Consider the following 12,291-nt stretch of genomic DNA (forward strand, 5'->3'; position numbering starts at 1 on the left):
TCGATAGGATGGACGCGCGAGGGATGGTGCCGATGCTGGACAAGTTGATCGTGGAGCTGGACAAGGGGTTGCGCACGCTGTGCGCGCCGGCGCAGAGCGCGCGCGCGCATCCGGACCAGGACATTGCCGAGGCCGATCTGAGCGCGGAGGACAGGAAGCACGCGCTGGGGCTGATGCGGGTCAACCATTGCGGCGAAGTGTGCGCGCAGGCCTTGTACCAGGGCCAGGCGCTGACCGCCCGCGACGCTTCGGCACGCCAGGCGCTGCGTCAGGCGGCGCAGGAGGAAGTGGAGCACCTGGCCTGGACCGAGCGCCGCATCCGCGAGCTGGGCGGCCGTCCCAGCTTGCTCAACCCGTTGTGGTATACCGGCTCGCTGGCGCTGGGAGTGGCGGCCGGCGTGCTGGGCGACAAGTGGAATCTGGGCTTCCTGCAGGAAACCGAGCAGCAGGTAGGCGCCCATCTGGATAGCCATCTGAGAAGCCTGCCGGCAGACGACGCTCGAAGCCGCGCCATCGTCGAGCGCATGCGCGACGACGAGTTGCAACATGCCGAAATGGCGCAGCAACTGGGGGCGGCCGTTCTGCCGGCGCCGATGAAGGCGGCGATGAAGTTATCTGCCCGGCTGATGACCGGCAGCAGCTACCGCATCTGAGTCCGCGGCGCCCGCATGTTCCCGACCCGCGCTCCGCCGGCGCGGGTTTTCTTTTGCCTGCGGTTTGACCGCGATCATGGTTTGCTGGCGCGGCGATGCGCTGTTTGCCGCCTGCTTGATCAAGGTCTACCGCCGGTTCGGCGCCATGTCCTACCGTGCGGTCAGATATTTCTGATTGCCAGCAGGAGGATATGTGAACGCATACCAAGCAGACGTAGTGATAGTCGGCGCCGGCGGGGCGGGCTTGCGCGCCGCCATCGCCGCCGCGCAGTCCGATCCAGGGTTGAGGATCGCGCTGATCTCCAAGGTGTATCCGATGCGCAGCCACACCGTAGCGGCGGAGGGCGGGGCGGCGGCAGTCAAGCAGAGCCATGACAGTTTCGACGCCCATTTCCACGATACCGTCTCCGGCGGCGACTGGCTGTGCGAGCAGGACGTGGTGGAATACTTCGTCGCGCAGTGCCCGGAGGAGATGGTGCAACTGGAACACTGGGGCTGTCCGTGGAGCCGCAAGGAAGACGGCAGCGTCAATGTGCGCGCCTTCGGCGGCATGAAGATAGAGCGGACCTGGTTCGCCGCCGACAAGACCGGCTTCCATATGCTGCACACCTTGTTTCAGACGTCCATCCCGTTTTCGAATATCCAGCGCTTTGACGAGTATTTCTGCGCCGATCTGATCGTGGAGGATGGCCAGGCGCGCGGCGTGCTGGCGATCGAGATCGCCAGCGGCGACAGCGTGCTGATCGAGGCCGGCGCGGTGGTGATGGCTACCGGCGGCGCCGGGCGGGTGTTCCGCGAGAACACCAACGGCGGAATCGTCACCGGCGACGGCATGGCGCTGGTCTACCGCCATGGCGTGCCGCTGCGCGATATGGAGTTCGTCCAGTACCACCCCACCTGCATGCCGCGCACCGGCTTGCTGTTTACCGAAGCCTGCCGCGGCGAGGGCGGTCTGCTGGTCAACAAGGATGGCTACCGCTACCTGCAGGACTATGGCCTGGGGCCTGCCGGGGACCTGCCACGCAACAAGTTCATGGAGCTGGGTCCGCGCGACCGGCTGAGCCAGGCTTTCTGGTATGAGCAGCAGAAGGGCCGCACGGTTGAAGGGCCGCTTGGCTCGGTGGTGTATCTGGACCTGCGCCATTTGGGGCGAGCCAGGCTGCGCGAGCGGCTGCCGCAAATCTGCGAGCTGGCCGAGGAGTTTCTGGGCATCGACCCGGCGCAAGCGCCCATCCCGGTACGGCCGGCGGTGCACTACACCATGGGCGGCATTCTGGTGGACGGCTGCTGCGCGTCGACTATGCCCGGCCTGTTTGCCGCCGGCGAGTGTTCCAGCGTGGGCATACACGGCGCCAACCGGCTGGGGTCGAACTCTTTGGCCGAGCTGTCGGTATTCGGCAAAGTGGCCGGCATCGAGGCCGCGCGCTTCGCCCGCGGGCAAAGGCCGGCCAGCCGCGAAGCGCTGCAGCAGCAAGCCGAAGCCGCTGAGGCCAGGCTGCACGCGTTGCGGGCAAGGCAGGGCTCGGAGCGCATCGCCGACATCCGCCGTGAAATGGCGCAGACCATGGAAGAGGGCTGCGGCATTTATCGGCGGGAAGCCAGCATGCAGGCCACCTGCGACAAGCTGGCGGAACTGAAGCAACGCTTCAATTACGTGAACGTCGAGGACAAGTCCAGCGTGTGGAACAGCGACTGGCTGCTGGCCATCGAGCTGGGCTACCAACTGGATGTGGCCGAGGCGATGGCGCATTCCGCGCTGCAGCGCAGGGAGTCGCGCGGCGCGCACCAGCGTCTGGATGGTTACGAGGCGCGCGACGACGTCAACTTCCTCAAGCACAGCCACGCCATTTACCAGGCGGACGCCGCGCCGCGCATCGAATACGGCGCGGTGAAGATCACCAAGTCCCAGCCTGTGGTGCGCGCCTATGGCGCTGCGGGGCTGGCGGCGGAGCGGGAGACGCAGCATGGCTGAAGCCACTTTCATCATTGAAATCATGCGTTACCGACCGGAGCAGGATCAGCAGCCGTGGCTGCAGAGTTTTGCGGTGCCGTATATCGACGATATGTCGGTGCTGCAGGGTCTGCAATACATCCGCGACTACCTGGACGGCACGCTGGCCTTCCGTTGGTCCTGCCGCCAGGCGATCTGCGGCAGCTGCGGCATGATGGTGGATGGCGCGCCCAGGCTGGCCTGCAAGACCTTTCTGCGCGACTACCCCGGCAAGGCGCGCATCGAAGCGCTCCACCACTTCCCGATCGAGCGCGATCTGGTGGTGGTGCTGGACGACTTCATGGCCAAGCTGGACAGCATCCAGCCCTACATCATCCCCAGGCACGACAAGCCCTTGGCTGAGGGCGAGCACCTGCAGACGCCGGCGCAGATGGAGCGGTACTCGCAGTTCAGCGACTGCATCAACTGCCTGCTGTGCTATGCCGCCTGTCCGCAGTACGGCATCGATTCCCAGTTCCTGGGGCCGGGCGCGATCGCCTTGCTGCATCGATACAATATGGACAGCCGCGATGGCGGCTCGGCATCGCGGATGGAGTTGCTGGCGGCGCAAGAGGGGGTGTTCAACTGCACCGCCGTCGGCTATTGCTCGGAAGTCTGCCCCAAGGCGGTGGACCCGGCCAATGCGGTGAATCTCAACAAGACCCAGGTGGCCAAGGACTACTTCCTGCGTTTTGCCAGACCCAAGGGAGCCTGCAAATGAACAAGCGTCGTCCTTACGTCCGGACTATGGCCGGCTGGTGGAAGAAAAATCCCTACTTTATCGAATATATGGCGCATGAGGGGACGGCGTTGTTCGTCGCCGCCTATGCCTTCTTGCTGCTGTTCGGCCTGTGGCGGCTGAGCCGGGGCCAGGCGGCGTGGAACGGCTTCCTGGCGGCGCTGCATAGTCCGCTGTCCACCTGGCTCCATCTGATCCTGTTGGCGATGATCGGCTACCATAGCTACACCTGGTTCAAGATTATGCCGCGCACGCTGCCGCCGCTGCGGCTGGGCGGCAAGCGCGTTTCGGCGGCGGCGATCACCGGCGGCGGTTTTGCCGCCGTGGCGCTGGCCAGTGCTGCGTTGTTTGCGCTGGTGTGGGGGATTTCGGCATGAAGCGCCAACTGAAACGATCACATGCGCCCATCTTCTGGGTACTGTTCGGCGCCGGCGGTATGCTGGCGGCGCTGCTCGGGCCGGCGCTGGTGTTCATCACCGGCCTGGCGCTTCCGCTGGGCTTGCTGCCGCAGCGGGTTTTGGGCTTCGCCGCCATGCGGGCGCTGGCGCAGAGCCTGATGGGCAAGGGCGCGCTCTGGCTGCTGATCAGCCTCTTGCTGTGGCACGCGGCGCACCGCGTCTACCATAGCCTGCACGACCTTGGCATCCGCGGCGGCGCGCTTGCCAAGGCGCTGACCTACGGTCTGGCCATGCTGGCCACGCTGCTGTCAGCCGCGCTGCTGCTGGGTATCGGCCGTTAGGCCGGCGGAGGGGGCCGGCGAGGCCGGCCTCCATCTGTGGTTTCCACTTAACAGCCAGTCGAAACAGTGTTGCCGGCAGTCTTTAATCGCCGATATGCGCTGTTTTCCAGCCGCGCTGAAAATTTTCCTGCCTATAGTGGATAGTCTGTCATGCCGTTTCCATGCATGGCGCACCATTTTGCATTTGTGCTGGTCTTTGCCATTGTTTTGCCGTTTGACATGGTGTGCGGTTTTCGCCGGAAGGGGAATCGCATCGTCGGCTGCAACCAGTAACGGGTTCCGCAACCTGTGCAAGGAGAAGTGCGATGTCGCTTGGGTCGGTGACTGGCAGCTATTCCATTTCCCAGCAATACACCCCTATCACGGCTCCCGGCGTGCTGGCGCCTGTCGGCAGCGACGGGACGCAAGGCCCGGGGGGGGCGCAGCGCAAGCAGGACAACGGGCCCGACGGTGGCTTCGGCCAGGAGGTGGTGCTGGCCCTGCAGCAGTCGGGCCTGAATCTTTCCGTCGCCGCCGATAACGGCAACACCGGCGTCGGCAACGGCGACGCCAGCCCGCAAAACATCGCCATCGGCGCGCTGTCCGGCAGCACCGGCAGCAATCTGCAGCAGGCCTTGCATACCTTTGTGCATGCGGTGTACCAGGCGGTGCAGGCCGAGGGCTTGTCCAGCAGCACCTCCGGTTCCGGCCAGGGGCCGGCCGCCGGCGGTTACGGCGACTTCCAGAGCAATCTGCAGAAGCTGCTGCAGGATGTGAGCAACGGCACCCAGAACAACGCCACCGCCAGTCTGAGCTCGGCTTTCAAGGATTTGCAGCAGTCACTGGGCAGCGGCTCGGGAACCGGCGCGTCGCAGCAGGCGTCGCTGCATACCTTCTTGCAAAACCTGATCGCGCTGCAGAACAGCCAGACGCTGTCGTCCGGCGGCGTCGGCTCGCTGCTCAGTACCAGCGCTTGAGGGGACCAAGTGCGGTGCGGCTGTGGATGGCGCAGCGCGTCCGCCAGGACGGCCTATACTGAAGCCGGCAGCCTTCGAAAGGGTTGGATTGTGGCTTTTTGGATGGCTTGGTTGAGATTTTTCCCTTAATTAACATAAATTTACAGCTTGTCCCTTTGTCGCCGCCGCTGCATGCCGATATACCGATATCAGCGCAGGCTGAGGCGGGTCGATCAGTTCTTTAAGGAGAGCATCATGTCAGTCGGGTCTCTGGGTAACAGCTCAATCTCTTTGCAGTACACGCAGGTGGATATTCAGGAAAGCTTCTCTTCCGATCAGGGACAGTCTTCCGGAGGCGGAGCGGTCCAGGGCAGCGGCGGTGGCGGGCATCACCACCATGGTGGTGGCGGCGAACTGACGCAGAGCGTGCTGCAGGCCTTGCAGCAGTCCGGACTGTTGCAGTCGGCTTCCGGCGGCTCATCGACGGGGTCCACGGATGGAAGCTCCGACACCTCCAACTCCACTGGCGCGGTGGGTGCGGCGGGAGGCAATCAGCAACAGACGGTGCATGCGTTCATCCACTCGCTGTTTCAGGCGCTGCAGCAGGAGGGAGCATCCTCCGCCTCGGGCGCATCTTCCGCTTCGGGCGTTTCCGGAGGCAGTGGTCAAGATGGCGATGGCGATGTCGACTCAGGAGGCCAGGATCAGGATGCCGGCGCCGGGGGGGTGAGCGGTGCCGGCTATGGCAATCTGCAGAACAATCTGCAGCAGTTGCTGCAGGACATCGCCAATGGCACCCAGAACAGCGCGACTTCAACGCTGGGCTCCGCCTTTCAGAACCTGCAGCAGGCTTTGGGTATTAGCGGCAGCGGCCAGTCGTCGCAATCGTCGCTGCAGTCGTTTCTGCAAAACCTGACCAATAATCTGCAGCAGAATCAACTCGGCAGCAGCGCCGGCGTGGGCGCGCTGTTGAGCACCTCGGCCTGAAGCCAGGCCATTGGCCGCAGGGGAAAAGGCAAGGCCGGGTTTCCCCGGTCTTGCCTTTTGCGCCGGCGCTCAGCGTTTGCCGCGCGACGGCAGGCTGGTGAGGATGCCCAGCGCGATGATGGCGACGCTGATCAGGCCGGTAGCCACCTCTCCCAGCTCGACATGCAGCACGGCGGCGAACATGATGGCTACCAGCGCGGCAATCGCCCAGAACGCCGACGCCTCCAGATACTTGAACTGGCCCATCACGTCGCGCTCCACCAGGTAGAGGGTCAGCGAGCGCACGAACATCGCGCCTATGCCCAGGCCGGCGGCGATCAGCCAGAAGTCGTTGGTGATGGCGAAGGCGGCGATCACGCCGTCCATCGAGAAGCTGGCATCCAGCACTTCAAGGTAGACGAAGCCGATCAGGCCGTTCCTGGCCGCCGCGGTTTTGATGTCCATGCCGCCGAACAGCTGCTTGAACATGTGCAGCGCCATGAACACCACATAGCCCCAGAAGCAGCTGCTGATGAATGCCATCCGCTGCGCGGCGGGAAGCAGCGCGGCAATCGCGGCCACCACCAGAACGGTGACCAGCGACTGCGCGTTCTCCACGCTGCCCAAGCGCGCGAGTAGCGGCTCGATGCCCGGAATCCAGTGCTCGTCCTTCTCATGGGTGATGAAATACTCGATCACCACCATCAGCAGGAAGGTGGCGCCGAAGCCCATGATCATCAGATGGCTGTGATGCATGATTTCCTGGTAGCGCTGCGGCTGCTCGGTGGCGACGATGAAGGCCTCGCCCAGCGAGACGCCGCCGGCGGCGACGACGATCAGCAGCGGAAACAGTATCCGCATGCCGAACACCGCCACCGCGATGCCCACGGTCATGAAGATTCGCCGCCAGCGCGGGCTCATCGCCTTGAGCACGCTGGCGTTTACCACCGCGTTGTCGAAGGAGACGCTGGTCTCCAGCACCGCCAGCACCAGCGCGGTGATCAGAAAGGCCAGCGCGTGCTCGGCGCCGCCAAGCCGGTAGCCGTACCAGCCGACGGCGGCGAGCACGGCCAGGCTGAACAGCAGCGAGCCGCGAAAATAGGAAAAAGTGGAGCGCATGTGCAAATACCTGATTATTTTGCGGTTATTCCGCTGTTTTTTGAATGAGCGAACGGCCGGGGAGGCCGGCCGTTGCGAGCGGAATTATAAGGCTGAATCAGTCGTTTGGCATCATGAAGCGGAGGCGGCGGGCCATTGCGCCAGGCAGCGGCGATAACGGCTGTCCACCCGTTTGGCGAACCACTCGGTGGTCAGCTTGCGGCTGATCTTGGGGCTCTTCAGGTCGATCTGCGGCATCGTCGCGCGCGGCAAGGCCCGGCCCGCCTGCTTTTCCGCCAGCGCAAACACCCGGCGGTACAGTTCGCTTTGGCCGAAGGCGGCGCTCTTCTCCTGTTTCAGGTCGCTCAGCACCGCGTTGGCGCTTAGATCCAGCCGGCCGGCGATGGCCAGCGCGGCCTGCTGGCTGCCGGAAGGCTGGCCGCCCTGATAGTTGAGCAGATCGCCGTCGAGCGCCAGCTTGCAGCCGCCGATCCGCGAGAGCGCGGCCTGGAAGGCGGCGTTGCGGCTGCTGTAGCGGCCGGCGTTGAAGTCGGCGAAGCGGTACCGCATGTCCTGATAGGGGGCGGGGTATTGCAGCAGGATGGCGGCGCCGAAGTAGACGCCGCCTTTGCGGCTGAATACCTGATGGCGGATGCTGTCGCGGTGCGGATAGGGATAGGGCCAGATCCGGGCGTGGGCTTCGGCAAATTCCACGCTGACCTGCATCGGCCCGCCGGTACGGATCGGATTCTTCATGTCGGGCAAGCCCATCTTGCCGGCTTCGCGCGACATGTCCTCGAACAGCAGGTTCATTTCGCGCTCGGTGCGCAGCGCGTCGATGCGCGCCTTGTAGCTCTGGCCATTGGGCGATGTCTTCAACAAGGCGCCCTTTACCACGGTCAGCGGCACCAGGTAGCGGTGCGCCTTTTCTTCAATCTTGCCCCAGACGATCTGGGAGAGGCCCGGCACGGCCGGGTCGGCCTGCCAGCTGGATTCTTGCTCTATCACCGCTGCCAGCGCGCAGGCGTTGTCGACCGTGGCCGGAATCCGCAGATGGCGGAAGGCGTTGTCGATGTCGGCGATCCAGCCCTGGCGGTCGCGCGTCCCGCTGGGGACGGAGCGGGCGATGAAGTCAGGCGAAACCAGCGGCGGTTTGGGCACGATGGCTGTCGGGGCGATTAAGGCCAGCGCCGGAGCTGCGCTGGCGGGAGCCGGGGACGGTTCGTCGGCTGGGACCGGAGCGGCGGACGGCGGCATGATTGCCTCCGCCTCCGGCGCGGGGAGAGGCCGCGAGCTGGCGCAGGCCGCCAGCAGCGCGGTGATCAGCAATAGCGAGGTGCGTTTCATTATGGTATGGGGTTGGGCAAAGGCGTCACCGGCGAGGGTAGGGCAAGCCGGCGAGGCTGGCAAGGCGCGATCAGCGCGGCGGCAGGTAGGGGACGGGGTCCACCGCCTGGCCGCGCAGCCGCAGCTCGAAATGCAGTTTCACCCGGTTGGCGCCGGAGTCGCCCATGGTGGCGATGGCCTGGCCGGCCCCGACCTGGTCGCCCTCGTTCACCAGCAGCTGTTGGTTGTGGGCGTAGGCGGTCAGCGTGTCCTCGTTGTGCTTGATGATCAGCAGGTTGCCGTAGGCGCGTATGCCCTTGCCGGCGTATACCACCTTGCCGGCGGCGGCGGCATGAATCTCGTCGCCAGCGCTGCCGGCGATGTCGACGCCCTTGTTGCGGTTGCCGTCGAAGCTGGCGAGCAAGGCGCCGGCAACCGGCCATTGCAGCTTGATGTCCAGCTTCGCCGGCGGCGGCGCCGGTTTTTCCACCGCTTTGGGCGGCGGCGGGCGGTTGGCCTTGCCGGCGGTCTTGCCGGCAGAAGGCGGCTGGATGCGCAGCAACTGGCCGGTCTGGATGCTGGAACTGTCGTACAGTTGGTTCCAGCGCGCCAGGCTGCCTACGGTCTGTTTGTACTTGCGGGCGATGCGGTACAGGGTATCGCCGGACTGCACCCGGTAATATCCTGCCGGCGCAGGAAGCTCGGCCGGACGCGGTGTGGCGCAGGCCGCCAGCCATAAGCTGCTACAAAGAATAAAGGTTCGCAAAGACATGGCTGGGATTCTATCACTGTCTTTCCGCCGGCAAGCCTGCGGCGGACAAAAGCGGATGGGAGAGGCAATGATGAAATGGGTTTGGCTGGGGGTGGCCTGCTTGGGCTCCGGATGGGTGTGGGCCGCGCCGCCTGTGATCAATCTGTACACGCTGGACTATCCTCCCTTTGTGATCCGCGACAGTCCGCAAAGCCCGCAGCGCGGCATCGCGGTGGAACTGGTGCAGCAGGCTTTGTCGCATGCGGGTCTGCGCGGACAGTTTGTCGATCTGCCGTGGAAGCGGGCGCAGCTGCAGGTGATGAGCGAGGAGGACGGCTGCCTGATGCCGCTGACCCGTTCGCCCAGGCGCGATGGGCAGTACCGCTGGGTGGGGTTGATTGACGACAGCAGCCACTCTCTGTTCGTTTCCGCAGGCAGCACGCTGCAGCTGCATTCGCTGGCCGATCTCAAGGGGCTGCGGGTGGTGGCCCTGCTGGGATCGTCGATGGCTGAGTGGCTAAGGTTGCACCAGGTGACATTTTCCGAACTCGCCACCACCGAGGACGCCTATCGCGAGCTGAGCCTGGGCGTGGCGAATGTCTGGGCGGTGCACAGCGCGGTGGCGCGCTATCTGGTGAAGAAGCAAGGGACCAGCGCGGTGCCGATCCGCGAGGCGATGCGCTTGCAGGATACCGGCATTTATCTGGCCTGCGGCAAGCGCATGCCGGACGAGGTCGCGCAAAGGCTGGGAACCGCGCTCAAGCAACTGCGCGACGAGGGCGCGGTCGCCAGGCTGATGGCCAAGTACCTGGATTGAGCGTCCAGCAAAAAGCCCCCGCGGGCGGGGGCTAGGCTGGGTAGGGCTTAGCGCGTGATCGGCTTGTAGCGGATGCGCTTGGGCTTGGCGCCTTCCTCACCCAGGCGCTTCTTCTTGTCGGCTTCGTATTCCTGATAGTTGCCGTCGAAGAAGGTCCACTGCGATTCCCCTTCCGCCGCCAGAATGTGGGTGGCGATGCGGTCGAGGAACCAGCGGTCGTGGGAAATCACGAACACGGTGCCGGCGTATTCCAGCAGCGCGTCTTCCAGCGCGCGCAGGGTTTCGACGTCGAGGTCGTTGGACGGTTCGTCCAGCAGCAGCACGTTGCCGCCCTTGAGCAGGGTCTTGGCCAGGTGCAGGCGGCCGCGCTCGCCGCCGGACAGCATGCCCACCTTCTTCTGCTGATCGGCGCCCTTGAAGTTGAAGCGGCCAAGGTAGGCCCGGCTGGACATCTCGAACTTGCCGACGGTGAGGATGTCGGCACCGGCGGCCACGTCCTCGAACACGGTCTTGTCGCCGTCCAGGCCTTCGCGGCTCTGTTCGACGAAGGCCATCTGCACGGTCTGGCCGATTTTCACCGCGCCGGAATCCGGCTGCTCTTTGCCGGCTATCATCTTGAACAGCGTCGACTTGCCGGCGCCGTTGGGGCCGATGATGCCGACGATGGCGCCGGCCGGCGCCTTGAAACTCAGGTTGTCGATCAACAGGCGGTCGCCGAAGCCCTTGGACACGCCGTCGAACTCGATCACTTCGCTGCCTAGGCGCTCGGCCACCGGGATGAAGATTTCCTGGGTCTCGTTGCGCTTCTGGGTTTCATAGCTGGACAGCTCCTCGAAGCGGGCGATACGCGCCTTGGACTTGGCCTGGCGGCCCTTGGGGTTCTGGCGCACCCATTCCAGCTCTTGCTTCATCGCCTTCATGCGGGCGCCTTCCTGCTTGCTTTCCAGCTCCAGGCGCGCTTCTTTCTGTTCCAGCCAGGACGAGTAGTTGCCCTTCCACGGGATGCCTTCGCCGCGGTCCAGCTCCAGAATCCATTCGGCGGCGTTGTCGAGGAAGTAGCGGTCGTGGGTGACGGCCACCACGGTGCCTGGGAAACGCACCAGGAACTGTTCCAGCCATTCGACGGATTCGGCATCCAGGTGGTTGGTGGGCTCGTCCAGCAGCAGCATGTCGGGCTTGGACAGCAACAGCTTGCACAGCGCCACGCGGCGCTTCTCGCCGCCGGACAGCGGGCCGATCTTGGCGTCCCACGGCGGTAGGCGCAGCGCGTCGGCGGCCAGTTCCAGCTGCAGCGCCACATTGTCGCCGGCGCCGGCGGAGATGATGGCCTCCAGCTTGGCCTGCTCTTCGGCTAGCGCGTCGAAGTCGGCATCCGGTTCGGCGTAGGCGGCGTAGACTTCCTCCAGGCGCTTTTGCGCGCCCATCACGTCGCCCATGCCGCTTTCCACTTCCTCGCGCACGGTCTTGTCGTTGTCCAGCTTCGGCTCCTGCTCCAGGTAGCCGATCTTGACGCCGGCCAGGTGTTGCACCTCGCCGTCGTATTCCTTGTCCACATTGGCCATGATGCGCAGCACGGTGGATTTGCCGGCGCCGTTCAGACCCAGCAGGCCGATCTTGGCGCCGGGGAAGAAGGACAAGGAGATGTCCTTGATGATCTGACGTTTCGGGGGGACGATCTTGCTCACGCGGAGCATCGACATCACGTATTGGGCCATGGGTGCGTTCACATTGGTTGGAGTGGGACTAGGCGCCGATTATAACGAAATCCGCGCCCGGGACGAGAGTGGTGCTGCAGCCCCGACTGCCATGCGGTAGCGGGAGCGGCGATCGATGCTTTGGTCAGCGGCAGTTTTCGCGGAAGGTCAGCAGCATGTTCATCGCCAGCGCCGGCCGGCCGGCTAGGCGTTTGGGCTGGAAGTCGGGGCCGTAGATGTCGGTGAAGCCCGGGTGGTTGCGGATGGCGGCGGCATCCAGCCGGGTGAAGCCCATGCGCCAGTTGGCGAAGCTGCGCTGCTCGATATCCTCGCGGATGATTTCTATCAGATTGTGGTGGCGCGGGTCGTCCAGAATGCGCTGGTAGGTTTCGCCGACGGCGGCGGCTTCTCCTTCCAGCACCTGGATGAAGCAGCCGGGACCATACAGCAGGACGCCGCTGATGTCGTTTTGCAGGTTGTAGCGCACGCAGGATTCGAGCAGCGTCTCCAGTTCGGCGTTGCTTAGTTCTTTGCGGGCGGTGCTGACATAAATCAGATGCTGCAGGGCCATGATGGGTTTCCT

Annotated in this window: 13 protein-coding genes; 8 read left to right on the plus strand and 5 right to left on the minus strand. The window is 64.6% G+C overall.

The annotated features are described in order from the left end of the window. The first annotated feature begins 32 nt into the window (after positions 1-32). From coq7 to BI347_RS06870, 7 genes are all read left to right on the plus strand, one after another. Positions 33-653 carry a 2-polyprenyl-3-methyl-6-methoxy-1,4-benzoquinone monooxygenase gene (coq7, locus tag BI347_RS06840; protein ID WP_071116358.1) on the plus strand — a complete coding sequence of 207 codons (621 nt, stop codon included), beginning with the start codon at positions 33-35 and terminating at the stop codon, positions 651-653. A gap of 193 nt (positions 654-846) precedes the next feature. Continuing rightward, the gene (gene frdA, locus BI347_RS06845) at positions 847-2,625 is read left to right on the plus strand and encodes a fumarate reductase (quinol) flavoprotein subunit (protein WP_071115566.1); all 1,779 of its coding nucleotides are present in this window, start codon (positions 847-849) and stop codon (positions 2,623-2,625) included. Next, on the plus strand, positions 2,618-3,364 hold the full coding sequence (locus tag BI347_RS06850) for a succinate dehydrogenase/fumarate reductase iron-sulfur subunit (RefSeq protein WP_071115567.1): 747 nt from the start codon (positions 2,618-2,620) through the stop codon (positions 3,362-3,364). The genes frdA and BI347_RS06850 overlap by 8 nt, the downstream gene beginning before the upstream one ends. Next, positions 3,361-3,759: a fumarate reductase subunit C gene (locus tag BI347_RS06855; RefSeq protein ID WP_071114557.1), complete on the plus strand. Its 399-nt coding sequence runs from the start codon at positions 3,361-3,363 to the stop codon at positions 3,757-3,759. The genes BI347_RS06850 and BI347_RS06855 overlap by 4 nt, the downstream gene beginning before the upstream one ends. Then, positions 3,756-4,121, plus strand: coding sequence for a fumarate reductase subunit FrdD (gene frdD / locus BI347_RS06860; protein WP_071114558.1), 366 nt, complete (start codon positions 3,756-3,758; stop codon positions 4,119-4,121). The genes BI347_RS06855 and frdD overlap by 4 nt, the downstream gene beginning before the upstream one ends. Positions 4,122-4,426: 305 nt before the next feature. Further along, on the plus strand, positions 4,427-5,077 hold the full coding sequence (locus tag BI347_RS06865) for a hypothetical protein (protein ID WP_071114559.1): 651 nt from the start codon (positions 4,427-4,429) through the stop codon (positions 5,075-5,077). A 234-nt stretch (positions 5,078-5,311) separates the two neighbouring features. Continuing rightward, on the plus strand, positions 5,312-6,043 hold the full coding sequence (locus BI347_RS06870) for a hypothetical protein (RefSeq protein ID WP_139167185.1): 732 nt from the start codon (positions 5,312-5,314) through the stop codon (positions 6,041-6,043). Between the two features lie 69 nt (positions 6,044-6,112). Here BI347_RS06870 and BI347_RS06875 read toward each other — a convergent pair whose 3' ends face one another. The 3 genes from BI347_RS06875 to BI347_RS06885 all read right to left on the minus strand — a co-directional run bounded on the left by BI347_RS06875 (position 6,113) and on the right by BI347_RS06885 (position 9,218). After that, complete coding sequence (locus BI347_RS06875; protein WP_071115569.1) at positions 6,113-7,141, minus strand: DUF475 domain-containing protein; 1,029 nt, start codon at positions 7,139-7,141, stop codon at positions 6,113-6,115. Positions 7,142-7,252: 111 nt separating this feature from the next. Next, positions 7,253-8,467 (minus strand): DUF1615 domain-containing protein, encoded by a 1,215-nt coding sequence (locus tag BI347_RS06880; protein WP_071115570.1) that lies wholly within the window; start codon positions 8,465-8,467, stop codon positions 7,253-7,255. A 70-nt stretch (positions 8,468-8,537) separates the two neighbouring features. Beyond that, a complete protein-coding gene (locus tag BI347_RS06885; RefSeq protein ID WP_071115571.1) occupies positions 8,538-9,218 on the minus strand; it encodes a peptidoglycan DD-metalloendopeptidase family protein in 681 nt (226 codons plus the stop codon). Positions 9,219-9,285: 67 nt separating this feature from the next. On the opposite strand from BI347_RS06885, the gene BI347_RS06890 reads away from it, so the two are divergent. Continuing rightward, positions 9,286-10,014: a substrate-binding periplasmic protein gene (locus BI347_RS06890; RefSeq protein ID WP_071114564.1), complete on the plus strand. Its 729-nt coding sequence runs from the start codon at positions 9,286-9,288 to the stop codon at positions 10,012-10,014. Positions 10,015-10,061: 47 nt separating this feature from the next. Here BI347_RS06890 and ettA read toward each other — a convergent pair whose 3' ends face one another. Together ettA and BI347_RS06900 are read right to left on the minus strand one after the other, a co-directional pair. Further along, on the minus strand, positions 10,062-11,729 hold the full coding sequence (gene ettA, locus BI347_RS06895; RefSeq protein ID WP_071114565.1) for an energy-dependent translational throttle protein EttA: 1,668 nt from the start codon (positions 11,727-11,729) through the stop codon (positions 10,062-10,064). Positions 11,730-11,853: 124 nt separating this feature from the next. Beyond that, on the minus strand, positions 11,854-12,279 hold the full coding sequence (locus tag BI347_RS06900; protein WP_071115572.1) for a BLUF domain-containing protein: 426 nt from the start codon (positions 12,277-12,279) through the stop codon (positions 11,854-11,856). Positions 12,280-12,291: the final 12 nt, after the last annotated feature.

The organism is Chromobacterium sphagni, from assembly GCF_001855575.1.
Taxonomy (GTDB): Bacteria; Pseudomonadota; Gammaproteobacteria; order Burkholderiales; family Chromobacteriaceae; genus Chromobacterium; species Chromobacterium sphagni.

What these genes read in the sequence shown, in the direction of transcription:
- BI347_RS06885 (WP_071115571.1), bottom strand. Translation starts at nt 9,218, where the DNA reads ATGTCTTTGCGAACCTTTATTCTTTGTAGCAGCTTATGGCTGGCGGCC.
- ettA (WP_071114565.1), bottom strand. Translation starts at nt 11,729, where the DNA reads ATGGCCCAATACGTGATGTCGATGCTCCGCGTGAGCAAGATCGTCCCC.
- frdD (WP_071114558.1), top strand. Translation starts at nt 3,756, where the DNA reads ATGAAGCGCCAACTGAAACGATCACATGCGCCCATCTTCTGGGTACTG.
- BI347_RS06900 (WP_071115572.1), bottom strand. Translation starts at nt 12,279, where the DNA reads ATGGCCCTGCAGCATCTGATTTATGTCAGCACCGCCCGCAAAGAACTA.
- BI347_RS06855 (WP_071114557.1), top strand. Translation starts at nt 3,361, where the DNA reads ATGAACAAGCGTCGTCCTTACGTCCGGACTATGGCCGGCTGGTGGAAG.
- BI347_RS06875 (WP_071115569.1), bottom strand. Translation starts at nt 7,141, where the DNA reads ATGCGCTCCACTTTTTCCTATTTTCGCGGCTCGCTGCTGTTCAGCCTG.
- BI347_RS06865 (WP_071114559.1), top strand. Translation starts at nt 4,427, where the DNA reads ATGTCGCTTGGGTCGGTGACTGGCAGCTATTCCATTTCCCAGCAATAC.
- BI347_RS06890 (WP_071114564.1), top strand. Translation starts at nt 9,286, where the DNA reads ATGATGAAATGGGTTTGGCTGGGGGTGGCCTGCTTGGGCTCCGGATGG.
- BI347_RS06850 (WP_071115567.1), top strand. Translation starts at nt 2,618, where the DNA reads ATGGCTGAAGCCACTTTCATCATTGAAATCATGCGTTACCGACCGGAG.
- BI347_RS06880 (WP_071115570.1), bottom strand. Translation starts at nt 8,467, where the DNA reads ATGAAACGCACCTCGCTATTGCTGATCACCGCGCTGCTGGCGGCCTGC.
- BI347_RS06870 (WP_139167185.1), top strand. Translation starts at nt 5,312, where the DNA reads ATGTCAGTCGGGTCTCTGGGTAACAGCTCAATCTCTTTGCAGTACACG.
- coq7 (WP_071116358.1), top strand. Translation starts at nt 33, where the DNA reads ATGCTGGACAAGTTGATCGTGGAGCTGGACAAGGGGTTGCGCACGCTG.